General features: G+C 69.5%; 13 protein-coding genes. All 13 read right to left on the bottom strand.

Annotated elements, in window-relative coordinates; translation table 11 throughout:
* Window positions 1-162: 162 nt before the first annotated feature.
* Window positions 163-1,485: an MraY family glycosyltransferase gene (locus tag EDD92_RS31715; protein WP_123967488.1), complete on the bottom strand. Its 1,323-nt coding sequence runs from the start codon at window positions 1,483-1,485 to the stop codon at window positions 163-165.
* A 150-nt stretch (window positions 1,486-1,635) separates the two neighbouring features.
* Window positions 1,636-2,874 carry a serine hydroxymethyltransferase gene (gene glyA, locus EDD92_RS31710; protein WP_123967487.1) on the bottom strand — a complete coding sequence of 413 codons (1,239 nt, stop codon included), beginning with the start codon at window positions 2,872-2,874 and terminating at the stop codon, window positions 1,636-1,638.
* A gap of 202 nt (window positions 2,875-3,076) precedes the next feature.
* A complete protein-coding gene (locus EDD92_RS31705) occupies window positions 3,077-3,745 on the bottom strand; it encodes a protein-tyrosine-phosphatase (RefSeq protein ID WP_123967486.1) in 669 nt (222 codons plus the stop codon).
* Window positions 3,742-4,389, bottom strand: coding sequence for an L-threonylcarbamoyladenylate synthase (locus tag EDD92_RS31700; protein ID WP_030928666.1), 648 nt, complete (start codon window positions 4,387-4,389; stop codon window positions 3,742-3,744). The genes EDD92_RS31705 and EDD92_RS31700 overlap by 4 nt, the downstream gene beginning before the upstream one ends.
* 52 nt (window positions 4,390-4,441) lie before the next feature.
* Window positions 4,442-5,287 carry a peptide chain release factor N(5)-glutamine methyltransferase gene (prmC, locus tag EDD92_RS31695; protein ID WP_030928668.1) on the bottom strand — a complete coding sequence of 282 codons (846 nt, stop codon included), beginning with the start codon at window positions 5,285-5,287 and terminating at the stop codon, window positions 4,442-4,444.
* A 39-nt stretch (window positions 5,288-5,326) separates the two neighbouring features.
* Window positions 5,327-6,403: a peptide chain release factor 1 gene (prfA, locus tag EDD92_RS31690; RefSeq protein ID WP_123967485.1), complete on the bottom strand. Its 1,077-nt coding sequence runs from the start codon at window positions 6,401-6,403 to the stop codon at window positions 5,327-5,329.
* Window positions 6,404-6,511: 108 nt separating this feature from the next.
* The gene (gene rpmE / locus EDD92_RS31685) at window positions 6,512-6,736 is read right to left on the bottom strand and encodes a 50S ribosomal protein L31 (RefSeq protein WP_123967484.1); all 225 of its coding nucleotides are present in this window, start codon (window positions 6,734-6,736) and stop codon (window positions 6,512-6,514) included.
* Window positions 6,737-6,930: 194 nt separating this feature from the next.
* Window positions 6,931-8,073, bottom strand: coding sequence for an LCP family protein (locus EDD92_RS31680; RefSeq protein WP_123967483.1), 1,143 nt, complete (start codon window positions 8,071-8,073; stop codon window positions 6,931-6,933).
* 203 nt (window positions 8,074-8,276) lie between these two features.
* Window positions 8,277-10,127, bottom strand: coding sequence for a trypsin-like serine protease (locus tag EDD92_RS31675; RefSeq protein ID WP_123970639.1), 1,851 nt, complete (start codon window positions 10,125-10,127; stop codon window positions 8,277-8,279).
* A 133-nt stretch (window positions 10,128-10,260) separates the two neighbouring features.
* Window positions 10,261-12,276 (bottom strand): transcription termination factor Rho, encoded by a 2,016-nt coding sequence (rho, locus tag EDD92_RS31670; protein ID WP_123967482.1) that lies wholly within the window; start codon window positions 12,274-12,276, stop codon window positions 10,261-10,263.
* Between the two features lie 413 nt (window positions 12,277-12,689).
* Window positions 12,690-13,607, bottom strand: a complete 918-nt coding sequence (gene thrB / locus EDD92_RS31665; protein WP_030928684.1) for a homoserine kinase — start codon at window positions 13,605-13,607, stop codon at window positions 12,690-12,692.
* 260 nt (window positions 13,608-13,867) lie between these two features.
* Entirely contained in the window at window positions 13,868-14,926 is a 1,059-nt protein-coding gene (thrC, locus tag EDD92_RS31660; protein ID WP_123967481.1) for a threonine synthase, read from the bottom strand.
* Between the two features lie 6 nt (window positions 14,927-14,932).
* Complete coding sequence (locus EDD92_RS31655; RefSeq protein WP_185124190.1) at window positions 14,933-16,234, bottom strand: homoserine dehydrogenase; 1,302 nt, start codon at window positions 16,232-16,234, stop codon at window positions 14,933-14,935.
* Window positions 16,235-16,370: the final 136 nt, after the last annotated feature.

Raw genomic sequence — 16,370 nt, 5'->3', positions numbered from 1 at the left:
ACAAACTATTTGATGCGGTCTTTACCTAGCCGGTGTGCTTGCTGTCACACATGAGAGTGACAGTGCGCGTCTGTGCAGAAACAGAACCGGCTTGTCTGGTATTGGGGGACTTTGCTCCCCCACGAGTTGGCAATGCTCTAGTCAGATTCTTACCTTGCCGAGTCAGCGCGGGGTACCGGCCTTCCGGCGGTCCAGGAAGCGCGGACGGGCGCCGAGGGCGGTCGCACCGTTGACCCCTGCCACACCGGCCACGACGGGTGCGCGCTGCTCCTCTTCGACCCCGGCCGGGTGCGCGGGGGTCGAGGCGGATTCGGCGACGGCCCTGCGGCGGCGGTAGCGCGGCGGCACGAAGTGCTCGGCCCAGCGCGGGGCACGCGGGGTGAAGCGCGGCAGCAGGAGGAGGAGCAGGCCGATGGCGCTGAGGATCACGATGCCCAGGACGATCCACATGGACGCCGAGTTGACCGAGTACGCCAGGGCGCCGAAGGCGATCAGCGCCGACCAGAAGTACATGATCACCACTGCCCGGCTGTGCGAGTGCCCGATCTCCAGCAGACGGTGGTGCAGATGCCCGCGGTCCGCGGCGAACGGCGACTGGCCGCGCCAGGTGCGGCGCACGATGGCCAGGATCAGGTCGGCCGCCGGGATCGCGATGATCGTCAGCGGCAGCAGCAGCGGGATGTACACCGGGACCATCTGGTGCACGGCCTGACGCTGGGACCCACCGAACAGGCTGTCCGGGTCGACCTGCCCCGTGATGGAGATCGCGCCCGCGGCCAGTACCAGCCCGATCAGCATCGAGCCCGAGTCGCCCATGAAGATGCGCGCGGGGTGCATGTTGTGCGGCAGGAAGCCCAGGCACATGCCCATCAGGATGGCCGCGAACAGCGTCGCGGGGGCGGCGGCCTCGATGCCGTACGAGTACCAGAGGCGGTAGGCGTACATGAAGAACGCGGCGGCGGCGATGCACACCATGCCGGAGGCGAGTCCGTCGAGGCCGTCCACGAAGTTGACCGCGTTGATGGTGATGACCACCAGCGCCACCGTCAGCAGGGTGCCCTGCCACTGGGTCAGCGCGACGGTGCCGACGCTCGGGATCGGCAGCCACAGGATCGTCAGACCCTGCATGACCATGACGCCGGCGGCGATCATCTGGCCGCCGAGCTTGATCAGGGCGTCGATCTCGAACTTGTCGTCCAGGACGCCGATGAGCCAGATGAGCGCCGCTCCGGAGAGCAGCGCCCGCGGTTCGTTGGACTTCTCGAAGACCTCGTTGAGGTTGGTGAGATGGTCCGCGACCAGCAGGCCCGCGCACAGGCCGAAGAACATGGCGATCCCGCCGAGGCGCGGAGTGGGCTCCCGGTGCACGTCACGGGCCCTGATCTCCGGCATGGCTCCGGCCACGATCGCGAACTTACGTACCGGCCCTGTCAGCAGATACGTCACCGCGGCCGTGATGCAGAGCGTCAGCAGGTATTCACGCACAGGCTTCCCCACAGGTCTCGCTGGCCATCTCAGCCCCACACCCTAGCGACGCACGCATATGAATGGGGACTGCCGGGTAGCGACGATGGTTGCACGCGTGCCTGTGCACGCAGGCTGCACCCAGTGGTACGCAGGTGCGTCTACCCCCGCTCAGCCGGTGTACGGCTGAAATCTACCGGTGAGCTCACGCACCTGATCACGCGCCTTCTGGCTCTCGGTCTCGCCCCGCAGCACACCCGCCAGCAGCGCGGCGATTCCCGCCATTTCCTCCTCTCCCATCCCCTGTGTGGTCACGGCCGCCGTGCCCAGCCGCAGGCCACGGGCGTCCCCGTGCGGGAGGGCACAGCAGTCCAGCACCATTCCGGCCGCGGCGAGGCGGCCGCGCGCGGTGCGTCCGTCGACGCCGAGGGGCGCCGGGTCGGCGGTGATCAGATGGGTGTCCGTGCCGCCGGTGGTGACGACCAGGCCCTCGGCGGCCAGCAGAGCCGCCAGTGCCCGGGCATTGGCGACCACCTGATGGGCGTACAACTTGAACGCCGGTGTTGCCGCCTCGCCGAACGCGACGGCCTTGGCGGCGATGGTGTGCATCTGCGCGCCGCCCTGGGTGAACGGGAAGACGGCCCGGTCGACCCGCTCGGCGAGTTCGGCGCCGCACAGGATCATCCCGCCGCGCGGCCCGCGCAGCACCTTGTGCGTGGTCGCGCAGACCACGTCGGCGTACGGCACCGGGCTGGGCGCCGCTCCCCCGGCGACGAGCCCCATGGGATGGGCGGCGTCGGCGATGAGATACGCCCCGACCTCGTCGGCGACCTCGCGGAAGAAGGCGTAGTCGATGTGCCGGGGGTAGGCGATGGAACCGCACACGATCGCCTTGGGGCGGTGCGTACGCGCGAGGGTGCGCACCTGGTCGTAGTCGATGAGCCCGGTCTCGGCGTCGACGCCGTAGCCGACGAAGTCGAACCAGCGGCCGGAGAAGTTGGCGGGCGAGCCGTGCGTGAGGTGGCCGCCGTACGGGAGGCCGAGGGCGAGGACGGTGTCGCCGGGCCGCAGCAGTGCCGCGTACGCGGCGAGGACTGCCGAAGATCCGGAGTGGGACTGCACGTTGGCGTGCTCGGCGCCGAACAGCGCCTTCGCGCGGTCCACGGCGAGGCGCTCGGCGACGTCGACGATCTCGCAGCCGCCGTGGTGGCGGGCGCCCGGGTACCCCTCGGCGTACTTGTTGGCCAGCGGCGAGCCGAGCGCGGCCAGCACCGCGGGCGAGGAGAAGTTCTCGGCGGCGATGAGCTGCAACGTCGTCGACTGCCGGTCGAGCTCACCGAGCAGGATCTCGGCCAGCTCGGGGTCCTGCCGGCGCAGGACATCGGCCTCGAGGCTATGAGTGACCGGCATGATGGGCTCCGGGGGCGTCGACGGTGACGTACGACCAATGTAGGCCCGGTACCGGTGAGGTGCTCGGTTGTTACGCCCTTCGCAGGTACACCGGTGAGCGCTGGGACGACCGGAACCCGGTCTCCGCGCGTCCCGCGTCAGGCGCGCGCAGGCCCCCGTCAGCGCCGTCACCACCGGAGCCCAATCCGGGGCGCGACCCGTTTCAAGCGCGCGCAGGTACCCCCGTCAGCGCCGTCACCACCGGATCCAGCGCCTGGTGTATCTCCTCCCCGATGGACCGGAAGAAGGTCAGCGGGGCGCCGTACGGGTCGTACACCTCGTCCGCCTCGGCGGTCGGGGCCAGGAGCCACCCGCGTAGAGCCGCCGCAGCCCGGACCAGCGCACGCGCGCGTGCCACCACACCGTCCTCCAGGGGCGGCAGGGTCGCGGGGTCTATCGCCCGCACCAGGCGGGTGAACTCCTTCAGCGTGAAGGTGCGCAGGCCCGCCGAGTGGCCCATGGAGATGACCTGTGCGCGGTGGTCGCGGGTCGCCGTCAGGACGAGGTCGGCCATGATGACGTGCTCGTCGAGGAGTTCGCGGCCCATGAAGCCGGAGGCGTCCGCGCCGAAGTCCGCGAGGACCGCCTCCGCGTTGGCCTCCATGGGCGCGCCCTCGTGGCCCCAGGTGCCCGCGCTCTCCACGATCAGCCCGCCCCACAGGGGGTCGCCGAGCCGGTCCGCCAGGGCATGGCGGGTCAGCCGCTCGGTGATCGGCGAGCGGCACACGTTGCCGGTGCTGACGTGGAGGATGCGGAAGTTGGTCATGGGTACCCCGAAGGTCCCTGTCTCTACCCCGTTGCCTATGCCACGCCCCGCGTCAGGGGCCGTCAATTCGCCACCTCGAGGTCGGGTACGACCTTCCGCAGCTCGTCCGGCGAGATCGCGCCCTCGCGCAGCAGCACCGGCACCGGGCCGGTGACGTCGACGATGGAGGACGGGACGTTGCCGGGGGTCGGGCCGCCGTCGAGGTAGACGGAGACGGAGTCGCCGAGCATCTCCTGCGCGGCGTCACAGTCCTCGGGGGCGGGGTGGCCGGTCAGGTTCGCCGAGGACACGGCCATGGGGCCGACCTCGGTCAGCAGCTCGATGGCGACCGGGTGCAGCGGCATACGGATGGCGACCGTGCCCCGGGTGTCCCCGAGGTCCCACTGCAGGGACGGCTGGTGCTTGGCGACGAGCGTGAGCGCACCCGGCCAGAAGGCGTCGACGAGCTCCCAGGCCAGCTCGGAGAAGTCGGTGACGAGACCGTGGAGCGTGTTCGGGGACCCGATCAGCACGGGGGTGGGCATGTTGCGGCCCCGGCCCTTGGCCTCCAGCAGGTCGGCGACCGCCTCCGAGGAGAACGCGTCGGCGCCGATGCCGTACACGGTGTCGGTCGGGAGGACCACGAGCTCGCCACGGCGGACGGCGGACGCGGCCTCGCGCAGACCGGTCGTGCGGTCCGTCGCGTCGTTGGTGTCGTATCGCCGAGCCATGTCTAGCGGGCCTCCTCGTACACGTACATCGGGAAGTGGGTCGTCGGGGTGCTCACGGCAGTGCCTTGCGGGCCGTCGCGAACCGGGGGCGGTTGTTGAGGTCCGGGTGGTCGGCCGCGTCGGCCCAGCCCCGCTCCTCGGTGAAGATCCACGGCACCTGGCCACCCTGGGTGTCGGCGTGCTCGATGACGACGACACCGCCCGGGCGCAGGAGCCGGTGTGCGGTCCGTTCCAGACCGCGGATGAGATCGAGGCCGTCCTCCCCCGAGAACAGGGCGAGTTCGGGATCGTAGTCCCGCGCCTCGGGAGCGACGTACTCCCATTCCGTCAGCGGGATGTACGGCGGGTTGGAGATGACCAGGTCGACCTGGCCGTCGAGGTCCGGGAAGGCGTCAAGGGCGTTGCCCTGGCGCAGGTCGACGCGCGAACCCTCGACGTTCTTGCGGGTCCACTGGAGCGCTTCCTCGGACAGCTCCACGGCGTGCACGCGCGAGCGCGGTACCTCCTGGGCGAGCGCGAGCGCGATGGCGCCGGAGCCGGTGCACAGGTCCACGATGCACGGCTCGACGACGTCCATGGCGCGTACGGCGTCTATGGCCCAGCCGACCACGGATTCGGTCTCGGGCCGCGGCACGAACACGCCCGGTCCCACCTGGAGTTCGAGGTAGCGGAAGTAGGCCCGCCCGGTGATGTGCTGCAGCGGCTCGCGCTGTTCGCGCCGGGCGATGACCTCCCAGTACCGGGCGTCGAAGTCCGAGTCCTTCACGGAGTGCAGTTGGCTGCGCTTCACGCCGTGCACGAACGCGGCGAGCTCCTCCGCGTCGGTGCGCGGCGAGGGCACGCCGGCGTCGGCCAGCCGCTGGGTGGCCTGTGCCACCTCTGCGAGCAGCAGGTTCACGCATTCCTCCGTGTCGTACTGGGTCGTGCGCAGATGCCTTTATGCAGCCGCCAGCTTCGCCGCCGAGTCCGCGTCGACGCAGGCCTGGATCACCGCGTCGAGGTCGCCGTCCAGGACCTGGTCCAGGTTGTAGGCCTTGAAGCCGACGCGGTGGTCCGAGATGCGATTCTCCGGGAAGTTGTACGTGCGGATCTTCTCGGAGCGGTCGACGGTGCGGACCTGGCTGCGGCGGGCGTCGGCGGCTTCCTTCTCCGCCTCCTCCTGCGCCGCTGCGAGCAGCCTGGAGCGCAGGATACGCATCGCCTGCTCCTTGTTCTGCAGCTGGCTCTTCTCGTTCTGGCAGGAGGCGACGACTCCGGTCGGGATGTGCGTGATGCGCACCGCGGAGTCGGTGGTGTTGACGGACTGGCCGCCGGGTCCGGAGGAGCGGTAGACGTCGATGCGGAGGTCGTTCGGGTTGATCTCGACGTCGACCTCCTCCGCCTCGGGCGTGACGAGGACACCGGCGGCGGACGTGTGGATACGGCCCTGGGACTCGGTGGCCGGCACGCGCTGCACGCGGTGCACACCGCCCTCGTACTTCATCCGCGCCCAGACACCCTGCCCGGGCTCGGTGGCGCCCTGGCCGCCCTTGGTCTTCACGGCGACCTGTACGTCCTTGTAGCCGCCGAGCTCCGACTCGGTGGCGTCGATGATCTCGGTCTTCCAGCCGACGCGCTCGGCGTACCGGAGGTACATGCGCAGGAGGTCACCGGCGAAGAGCGCGGACTCGTCGCCGCCGGCGCCGGCCTTGATCTCGAGGATCACGTCCTTGTCGTCGGACGGGTCCCGGGGTACGAGCAGCAGGCGCAGCTTCTCGGTGAGTTCCTCGCGCTGCTTCTCCAGCTCCTTGACCTCGGCGGCGAAGTCCGGGTCGACGGCGGCGAATTCCTTCGCCGTCTCGATGTCGTCGCCGGTCTGCTTCCAGGAGCGGTACGTGGCGACGATCGGGGTGAGCTCGGCGTAGCGCTTGTTCAGCTTGCGCGCGTTGGCCTGGTCGGCGTGGACCGACGGGTCGGCGAGCTTCGTCTCCAGGTCGGCGTGCTCACCGACGAGTTCCTCGACGGCCTCGAACATCTTGGGCTCCTGTACTGCGTGGAAAAGGGCGGAAGGCGGGCGACCAAAAACGCCGGTCCCGGCACGCCTGTTTCAGGGCGCGGCCGTGGACCGGCGGATTGGAGCCAGCTACTTCTTGGAGCCGGCAGCAGCCTTGCCGAAGCGGGCCTCGAAGCGGGCCACACGGCCACCGGTGTCGAGGATCTTCTGCTTGCCCGTGTAGAACGGGTGGCACTCGGAGCAGACCTCGGCGCGGATGTTGCCGCTCGAGATCGTGCTGCGGGTGGTGAACGACGCGCCACAGGTGCAGCTGACCTGCGTCTCGACGTACTCGGGGTGGATGTCGCGCTTCAAGGTGTCTCCTAGTTTCGGGAGGGCGCCGGGTCGCTCCCGCGGGGTGCAGGGGCGTGAACCGGGGCCGACGTACCAGTCTGCCAGGACTGGGGCCATCCCCCAAAACCGGGGGCGACTGCAGATTGTTCCCTGCAGGCCGGTGGGGGCTTGTCGCGGCCCGCGGCGGAGCCGCAAATCGACACAGCCCCGCGCCCCTAATTACCGGCGGTGACCACGCCCTTGGCTTCGCCCGTCGCGGTGCCCTTCGTGGCGCTCGCCGGGATCGCCTGGTCGTTCTTCAGGGCCGTCCAGACCTGCTGGGCCTTCGTCTTCTCCACGATCACGCGGTTGGGATTGGACGGGTCGTACTGGACCGGCATCGTGATCATGTGCATCTTGCTCGAGCTGATGCTCTTGAGGCCGTTGGCGAAGCCCATGAGGGAGTTGACCGAGCCGAGGTCCGAGTCGGTCGTCACGGCCTTGGTGGCGGTGTCGGCGAGGTCGTAGAGCCTCTTCGGGCTGGTGAAGATGCCGACGTGCTTGACCTGCTCGACCAGGGCCTTGATGAAGGCCTGCTGGAGCTGGATGCGGCCGAGGTCGGAGCCGTCGCCGACGCCGTGCCGGGTGCGGACCAGGCCGAGGGCCTGCTCCCCGTCGAGCTTGTGCGTGCCGGCCTTGAGGTTCAGATGGCTCTGGGAGTCCTTGATGTCCTTGGTCGTGGTGACCGGGACACCGCCGAGCTCGTCGATGAGCTTCTCGAAGCCGCTGAAGTCGACCTCGAGGTAGTGGTCCATGCGCAGCCCGCTGATCGACTCCACGGTCTTCACGGCGCAGGCGGCGCCGCCGGTGGAGTACGCGGTGTTGAACATGACGCCGGACGCGGCGGGATGCGTCTTGCCTTGGGTGTCGGTGCACTCGGGGCGGTCGATGAGGGTGTCGCGCGGCATGGAGACCACGCCGGCCTTCTTGTGGCCCTTGTAGACGTGCACGATCATCGCCGTGTCGGAGCGGGCGCTGCCGTCGTCCGTGCCGCCGCCGAGCTTCTTGTTGCTGCCCGAACGGCTGTCCGAACCGAGGACCAGGATGTTCTCGGAGCCGTTGTCGACCTTCGTCGGCCGGTCCGTGCCCAGGGCCGAGTCGATGTCGACGCTCTTGATGTTGCCGTTGAGCTTGAAATACAGGTATCCGGCTCCGGTGCCGCCCAGCACGACGATGCCCGCAGCGGTCCACGCCGTGATCAGCAGGCCTTTGCGGCGCGTGCTGCGGGGCTTGCGACGACGGCCCTTGGCTCGGCCGCGCGTGCCGTTGGTGCCGGACCCTCCCGGTATGCCGGGTTCCGGCGTGCTCTCGGCGGACATGTGCTCCTCGTTCTCGTCCGGTCGGTTACCCCCTGCTGTCGGGATCAGGCTTGGTCGATTCGCCCGTACCGCACCATGTTCACCCCGGCTGGTCAGACGGGAGAACTCGGGAAAGGGTTGCACAACGCACTGTGCCCGACTTGTGGAAAGTCGGGCACAGTGCGTAACGGGTTATTCGGGGCGTGCCCCTCTCACCTGCGGCATCAGCCCCAGATGTCGTACGCCTGGAAGCCGGTACCGACCGAGATCCTTGTGGCAAAGATCTCGCTCGTGGCCTTACCGGTGCCCGCGTACAGGTAGAGCGTGCCTCCGGACGTACGGGCCAGGAAGTCGGCCTTGCCGTCGCCGGTGATGTCGCCGACCGCGTCGAAGGCGTTGTAGCCGGTCCAGGCGCTGCGCACCTTGATACGGCTGGAGAAGGCGCCGGAGCCGGAGGTGCCGGTGCCCTTGTACAGGTACACGTCGCCGGTGCTGCCCTGACGGGCGATCAGGTCGGCCCTGCCGTCGCCGGTGAAGTCACCGTGTGCGCGCAGCGAGTTGTACTGGCCCCAGCCGGAGCCGACCTCGACACGGCTGGGGAAGGTGCCGTTGCCCTTGCCCTGGTAGATCCACAGGATGCCCGAGGAGTCGACCGAGAGCAGGTCGGGCAGGTAGTCGCCGGTGACGTCACCGGGGGCGACGATGAACTTGCGGGTGGACCAGTTGCTGAAGGTCTGGGTCTTGCTCCAGCTCTGGGTGGACGGGATGTAGTGCAGCCAGAAGACCGCCCCGTCGCTGCTGCGGCGCAGGATGAAGTCCTGGTAGCCGTCCCGGTTGAGGTCCGTCTGCAGGATCGTGTTGTAGCCGCTGAAGCTGCCCCAGGAGATGCGGGACCCGAACGAGGTGCCCTTGGAGTCCTTCTCGTAGCCGGTGTTCGTGGAGTGCTCGCGCACGAACATGTCGGCCTTGTGGTCACCGCTCAGGTTGGTGTCGTCGATGCGGGGGTATGCCGCGCCGACGTACGCCTTCACCTTGGTGAACACGCTGTACGCGCCCTTGGCCACGCAGTCCTGCACGCCCCACGACACGATGCCGACGATCCGGTTGTTGACGATCAGCGGACCACCGGAGTCGCCGTTGCAGGCCGTGGTGGTGCCGGAGTCGCTGCCGGTCGCCGGGGTGCCGGCGCAGACCATGTGGCCCGCGATGAAGTCGCTGCCGTAGTAGCCGGAGCAGGTGCTGTCGGACTGCACGGGCAGCGTCGCCGACTGCAGGGTCTGCGAGATGTCGTTGCTGGTGGAACTGGTACGGCCCCAGCCGTAGACCTTGGCGCTGGTTCCGGCCGCGTACGACGCCGTGTCACTGGAGGTCGTCATGCGGATCGGGGTGGCGGTGATCGGGTTCGGCAGGGTCAGGACGGCGACGTCGTTGTCGACGGTCGTCGAGTTGTACGACGGGTGGTTCCACTGCCGCCAGATGCCGGAGACGGTGCCGCCGTGCAGGTCGGTGTTGCCGGAGCTGTCGGTGGTGGGCAGCTGGTCGGTGCCGGTGACGATCGCCCCGTACGCGTGCCAGTTGAAGCCCTTGACGCAGTGCGAGGCGGTGAGGATCTTCGTCGGCGCCACGACGGTACCGCCGCAGAAGAAGCCGATGTCGTCGCTCTCGTCGGTGGTGCCCTTGTCGTCGTAGTACCAGAGCTGCGCCATCCAGGGCGCCGAGGTGATGCTCGTCGAGGTGCCGCCGATGATCATCGGGCTGACCGGGGAGGTGGACGAGGTGCCGGACGAGGTCGAGGTCGAGGACGTGGACGACGTGCTCGACTTGTCCGTCTTGGCGTCCTTGGTCTTCGACGCCTTCTTGAAGTCCTTGTCGGTGGCGAGCGCGCCCGCGACACGGACGGTCAGCTCGGACAGCGAGGCGGAGCTGGTGCTGGGCTTGACGGTCGGATCCGCCGACGCGGTCGCGGCGTTCGCGGACGACATGAACAGCGCGGCGGCCACCGCCGCGGCAACGCCCGTCGCGACGACGGGCAGGGCGATACGTATCCGGCGTCTGTGACGACCGCTGCCGGACATGGGTGTGGTCAAGGAAGTCCCCCACAGAGACATGAGTTTGGGAGGGGCGCACGCTGCGCCCCTCCCTCTCTGCGCCAAAAGGCCACCCCCCGTTACCGGAGTAACGGGGGGTGGCCTGAGTGAAGGCTGTGCCTCAGTCGCCGTTGCCGGGCATCGGCGTCGTCTTCTGAATCTGCAGCAAGAACTCCGCGTTGGACTTCGTCTGCTTCATCTTGTCCAGCAGCAGCTCGATCGCCTGCTGCTGATCGAGCGCGTGCAGCACCCGGCGCAGCTTCCAGACGATGGCGAGCTCGTCGCTGCCGAGCAGAATCTCTTCCTTACGCGTACCGGACGCGTCGACGTCCACCGCCGGGAAGATCCGCTTGTCCGCGAGCTTCCGGTCGAGCTTGAGCTCGGCGTTACCCGTGCCCTTGAACTCCTCGAAGATCACCTCGTCCATGCGGGACCCGGTGTCGACAAGAGCGGTCGCCAGGATGGTGAGCGAGCCACCGTCCTCGATGTTCCGCGCCGCACCGAAGAAGCGCTTCGGCGGGTACAGCGCCGTCGAGTCGACACCACCGGACAGGATGCGGCCGGAGGCGGGCGCGGCCAGGTTGTAGGCACGGCCCAGACGCGTGATGGAGTCCAGCAGGACGACCACGTCGTGCCCGAGCTCCACCAGCCGCTTCGCCCGCTCGATGGCGAGTTCGGCGACCGTGGTGTGGTCCTCGGCCGGGCGGTCGAAGGTCGAGGAGATGACCTCGCCCTTGACCGACCGCTGCATGTCGGTGACCTCTTCCGGACGCTCGTCGACCAGGACGACCATCAGGTGGCACTCGGGGTTGTTGTGCGTGATCGCGTTGGCGATCGCCTGCATGATCATGGTCTTGCCGGTCTTCGGCGGGGCCACGATCAGACCGCGCTGGCCCTTACCGATGGGCGCGACGAGGTCGATGATGCGGGTCGTCAGCACACCCGGGTCGGTCTCCAGGCGGAGCCGGTCCTGCGGGTACAGAGGCGTCAGCTTGTTGAACTCCGGGCGGCCGCGGCCGTGTTCGGGCGCCATGCCGTTGACGGAGTCGAGACGGACCAGCGCGTTGAACTTCTCGCGCCGCTCGCCTTCCTTGGGCTGACGGACCGCGCCGGTGACGTGGTCGCCCTTGCGCAGGCCGTTCTTGCGGACCTGGGCGAGGGAGACGTACACGTCGTTGGGACCCGGCAGGTAGCCCGACGTACGAATGAAGGCGTAGTTGTCGAGGATGTCCAGGATGCCCGCGACGGGGATCAGGACGTCGTCCTCGTTGAGCTGCGGCTCGGCGCCGCCCATCTCGTCACGGCCACGGCGGCCACGGCGGTCCCGGTAACGGCCCCGACGGCCGCGGCGGCCGCCCTCGAAGTCGTCGTCGTCCTGCGGGCCGTTGTCGCGCTGCTGGCGGTCCTGACGGTCCTGGCGGGCGCCGCCCTGCTGGCGGTCCTGGCGGTCCTGGCGCTGGCCACCGCCCTGGCCGCCCTGGCCGCCCTGCTGCTCGTCGCCCTTGTTGCCGCGGCGGTCGCGGTCGCGGCCTCCGCGGTCGCGGTCCCCCCGGTCCCGGCGGTCACGGCGGCCCTGGCGGCCGTCACCGTCGGCGGCCTCGCCCTGCGCCTGCGGGGCGGGCGTCTCGGCCTTCGGCTCGCTCTTCGCCTCGGCGGCGACCGTCTCGGGGCTGCCCGCCTCGGCGGTGGCGCGACGACGGCGACGCTCCGCGGGAGCGGCGTCCTCGCTGGCCGGCTGGCCGGGGATCTCGATCTGCTGCTGGGCCACGGCCTTCTCGGCCGAGGCGGCCGCCTTCTTCTCGGCGGCGGGAGCGGCGTCCTCGCCCGTACGAGCCTTGGAGGTGGCGCGGCGCTTGGGCTTGGTCTCGGCGGCGGCCTCGGCCTTCGCCGGGGCAGCACCGCCTCCCGCCTGCGCCTCCTTGATGACCTCGATCAGCTGGCTCTTGCGCATGCGCGCGGTGCCCCTGATGCCGAGGCCGGATGCGACCTGCTGCAGCTCGGCCAGCACCATGCCCTCGAGGCCGGTACCGCGGCGCCGCCGGGAGCCTGCACCGGTGGCAGGCGCGGAGGCGTCCGTGGCGGGCGCGGCAGCGGTCTCCTCGACACGTGCGCCCATCAGATCGGTGGTGTCGCTCACGAAGGGTCCTTCCCTGGAGCGGACGTCGGCCTGTCTGGCTCGGCGACCGGTTGTGCTTCCGGCTTCGGTCCTTGCTGTGTGGACCGTGCCGGGGCGGTGGTCCGCCAAAGGTGGCGGAGGCAATATCTGGGATGGCGCTTCCCAAAGCCGTGGCCGTGGCACCGAGTGTCGGTGTCACGTGGCTTGGTCGCACCGATTCCGGAGCGTGCCCGGCAAGTCGCTCAGTGCCCGCGTACGAGGTACTGCCCGCGTACGTCGTACGGAACACAGTGCGGCTTGGGAGGCTCCCGGAAGAATGTCTGTCCCGGACGGGGACACGAAGCACCTCGCCATGGTGGGGTCGGGTGCAGACTTGAGATTAACACTACCGGATCCAACAAACATTCCCCCTCTCGAAATCCGGCAACCGTGTGTCAGGTCGCAAGCGGCAGCACGCTCGCTCCCTGGGCGTCGAGGTCGAGCCGGTTCGCGGCCCACCCTTCGCCTGCCAGATGGGCGACCTTGTCGGCGCTGTCGGCGTCGGCCAGCGCCAGCACAGTGGGTCCGGCACCCGAGATGACTGCCGGGACTCCGTCGGCCCTCAGTCGCTCCACCAGCGCGGCGCTCTCCGGCATGGCGGGCGCGCGGTACTCCTGGTGGAGACGGTCCTCGGTGGCAGGCAGCAGCAGCTCGGGGCGCCTGGTCAGGGCCTCGACGAGCAGGGCGGCACGGCCCGCGTTGGTGGCGGCGTCGACGTGCGGCACGGTGCGCGGGAGCAGGCCGCGCGCGGTCTCGGTGAGGACCGGCTTTCCGGGCACGAAAACCACCGGAACGATGGAATCGGCGGCATCCATCCTGATCGCGCGGGCGGCGCCCGCCTCCATCCAGGACAGCGTGAAACCGCCGAGCAGACAGGCCGCCACGTTGTCGGGGTGGCCCTCGATCTCGGTCGCGAGCTCGAGCAGGGCCGTGTCGTCGAGCTTCGACTCCCCGCCTATGGTCACGGCGCGCGCGGCGACGATGCCGGCGCAGATGGCGGCCGAGGAGGAGCCGAGGCCACGGCCGTGCGGGATCCGGTTGGCACAGACGATCTCGAGGCCGCGCGGCTGTCCGCCGAGGAGGTCGAAGGCGGTGCGCAGCGAGCGTACGAGGAGGTGTTTCTCGTCACGCGGCAGCGTCTCGCTGCCCTCGCCCGCGATGTCGATGTGCAGCCCGGAGTCGGCCACCCTGACGACGACGTCGTCGTAGAGCCCCAGCGACAGGCCCAGGGCATCGAAGCCCGGGCCGAGGTTGGCGCTGGTGGCGGGGACGCGCACCCTTACGGCGGCGGCGCGGAAGGCGGGACCGGCCATCTCTCGATGACTCTCCTTGAGCTGCGTGATGGTCGAAAACATTCGATACGACATCGGATACGTACGTGGAGACCCTCAGGCCGCAAAGACGGCGCGGCACCGTCCAGACGCTCCATGGGCGGAGGCATATGCGGCGGGCGGGTTCGGTACAGCCTATCGAAGGATGCTTCTGTGGCGACATAGGGCGCACAGGAGGCGCACGATGCGTGCCGTAAGCCCCCTGTGCACCCCTCGGAGGGAGTTCCCGGTCGGGCCGGACGTCAGGCCAGACCGAGGCGCTCGGCCGCCGTCACCGCGTCGACCGGGACGGTGACGGGCTGCGGGGCGCCGGCGACGGCCCAGTCGGGGTCCTTCAGGCCGTTTCCGGTGACCGTGCACACGATCTTCTGGCCCGGGTCGACCTTGCCCTGCTCGGCGGCCTTCAGCAGACCGGCGACGGACGCGGCGGACGCCGGCTCGACGAAAACGCCCTCCTGCGCGGCCAACAACCGGTAGGCGCGCAGGATCTCACGGTCCGTCACCTCGTCGATGAGACCGCCGGACTCGTCCCGCGCGGCGAGCGCGTACTGCCACGATGCCGGGTTGCCGATGCGGATCGCGGTGGCGATGGTCGAGGGGTCCTTGACGATCTCGCCGCGCACGATCGGCGCGGAGCCGGAGGCCTGGAAGCCCCACATGCGAGGGGTGTGCGTGGCGACACCGTCGGCGGCGTACTCCTTGTAGCCCTTCCAGTACGCGGTGATGTTGCCCGCGTTGCCGACCGGGAGGACGTGGATGTCCGGGGCGTCGCCGAGCATGTCGACGATCTCGAAGGAGGCCGTCTTCTGGCCCTCGATGCGCACCGGGTTGACCGAATTCACCAGCGCCACGGGGTAGTTGTCGCTCAGCGCGCGGGCCAGGGTGAGGCAGTCGTCGAAGTTGCCGTCGACCTGGAGGATCTTGGCGCCGTGCACGAGTGCCTGGCCCATCTTGCCGAGGGCGATCTTGCCCTGCGGCACGAGAACGGCCGAAACCATGCCGGCGCGTACGGCGTAGGCGGCGGCGGAGGCCGAGGTGTTGCCGGTGGAGGCGCAGATGACGGCCTTCGCACCCTCCTCCTTCGCCCGCGTGATGGCCATGGTCATACCGCGGTCCTTGAAGGACCCGGTGGGGTTCGCACCCTCCACCTTGAGGTGGACCTCGCAGCCCGTGCGCTCGGAGAGCACCTGCGCGGGCACGAGGGGCGTGCCGCCCTCGCGGAGCGTCACGACCGGCGTGGTGTCGGATACCGGCAGTCTGTCCCGGTACTCCTCGATGATTCCGCGCCACTGGTGGGTCATTGCTGGTTACTCTCCTTCAACCCGCATGATGCTGGCGACACCCCGCACGGTGTCGAGCTTGCGCAGCGCCTCGACGGTCCCGGTAAGGGAGGCGTCGGACGCGCGGTGGGTGACGACGACGAGCGATGCGTCGCCGTCCCCTTCTGGCCGGCCTTGCTGGCGAACCGTATCGATGGACACACCGTGCTCCGCGAAGACGGTCGCCACCTGGGCGAGAACACCCGGTTTGTCCGCCACGTCGAGGCTGATGTGGTAGCGGGTGACGACGTCACCCATGCCCGACACGGGCAGCGCGGCATACGCCGACTCGCCGGGCCCCGTTGCCCCGCTGAGCCGGTTGCGGCAGACGGCGACGAGGTCGCCGAGCACGGCGGACGCGGTGGGCGCACCGCCGGCACCGGGCCCGTAGAACATGAGCTGCCCGCTCGCGTCGGACTCGACGAACACGGCGTTGTACGCGCCGCGCACGGAGGCGAGGGGGTGGCTCAGCGGAATCATGGCGGGGTGCACGCGCGCGGTGACCGAGCCGCCGTCCTGGGCCCGCTCGCAGATGGCGAGCAGCTTGATGGTGCACCCCATGTTCTTCGCCGAGGCGAAGTCGGCCGCGGTGACCTCGGTCATGCCCTCGCGGTAGACGTCGTCGAGACGCACCCGCGAGTGGAAGGCGATGCCGGCGAGGATGGCGGCCTTGGCGGCGGCGTCGAAGCCCTCGACGTCGGCGGTGGGGTCGGCCTCGGCGTAACCGAGCGCGGTGGCCTCGTCAAGCGCCTCCTGGTACCCGGCCCCCGTGGAGTCCATCTTGTCGAGGATGAAGTTGGTCGTCCCGTTGACGATCCCCAGCACCCGGTTGACCTTGTCGCCGGCGAGGGACTCGCGCAGCGGGCGGATCAGCGGGATGGCGCCGGCGACGGCGGCCTCGTAGTAGAGGTCCTTGTCGTGCTCCTCGGCGGCGGCGTGCAGAGCGGCGCCGTCCTGGGCGAGCAGCGCCTTGTTGGCGGAGACGACGGACGCGCCGTGCTCGAAGGCGGTGGTGATGAGGGAGCGGGCGGGCTCGATGCCGCCGATGACCTCGACCACGACGTCGATGTCGCCGCGTTTGACGAGCGCGGTGGCGTCGGTGGTGACGAGGCTCGGGTCGATGCCCTCACGCACCCGGTCGGGCCGGCGCACGGCCACGCCCGCCAGTTCGACGGGCGCCCCGATCCTGGCGGCGAGGTCGTCGGCGTGCGTCGTCATGATGCGCGCCACCTCTGAGCCGACAACCCCACAGCCCAGCAGCGCCACCTTCAGCGGACGCGTACGCATCATCCGACCTCGTTTCCTCATACCGTCTACGGTTGGACCAGTCTCACTCACCGGACGGGACTTTCTGCCCCATGTCCGGATCGTGAGACATCTATTTCATTTGTACGGGGGCGGAAGACAGGAGATCTTCCACCCCGCC

This window comes from Streptomyces sp. TLI_185 (assembly GCF_003814765.1).
In the GTDB taxonomy this organism is placed as follows: Bacteria; Actinomycetota; Actinomycetes; order Streptomycetales; family Streptomycetaceae; genus Streptomyces.
The sequence above is the reverse complement of the archived record's forward strand: the minus strand, read 5'-3'. Positions and strand labels throughout refer to the sequence as shown.

Coding starts and splice junctions, on each gene's coding strand:
- glyA (WP_123967487.1), bottom strand. CDS start 2,874: ATGCCGGTCACTCATAGCCTCGAGGCCGATGTCCTGCGCCGGCAGGAC.
- EDD92_RS31700 (WP_030928666.1), bottom strand. CDS start 4,389: ATGGCTCGGCGATACGACACCAACGACGCGACGGACCGCACGACCGGT.
- prfA (WP_123967485.1), bottom strand. CDS start 6,403: ATGTTCGAGGCCGTCGAGGAACTCGTCGGTGAGCACGCCGACCTGGAG.
- EDD92_RS31680 (WP_123967483.1), bottom strand. CDS start 8,073: ATGTCCGCCGAGAGCACGCCGGAACCCGGCATACCGGGAGGGTCCGGC.
- EDD92_RS31675 (WP_123970639.1), bottom strand. CDS start 10,127: ATGTCCGGCAGCGGTCGTCACAGACGCCGGATACGTATCGCCCTGCCC.
- thrB (WP_030928684.1), bottom strand. CDS start 13,607: ATGGCCGGTCCCGCCTTCCGCGCCGCCGCCGTAAGGGTGCGCGTCCCC.
- thrC (WP_123967481.1), bottom strand. CDS start 14,926: ATGACCCACCAGTGGCGCGGAATCATCGAGGAGTACCGGGACAGACTG.
- EDD92_RS31655 (WP_185124190.1), bottom strand. CDS start 16,234: ATGATGCGTACGCGTCCGCTGAAGGTGGCGCTGCTGGGCTGTGGGGTT.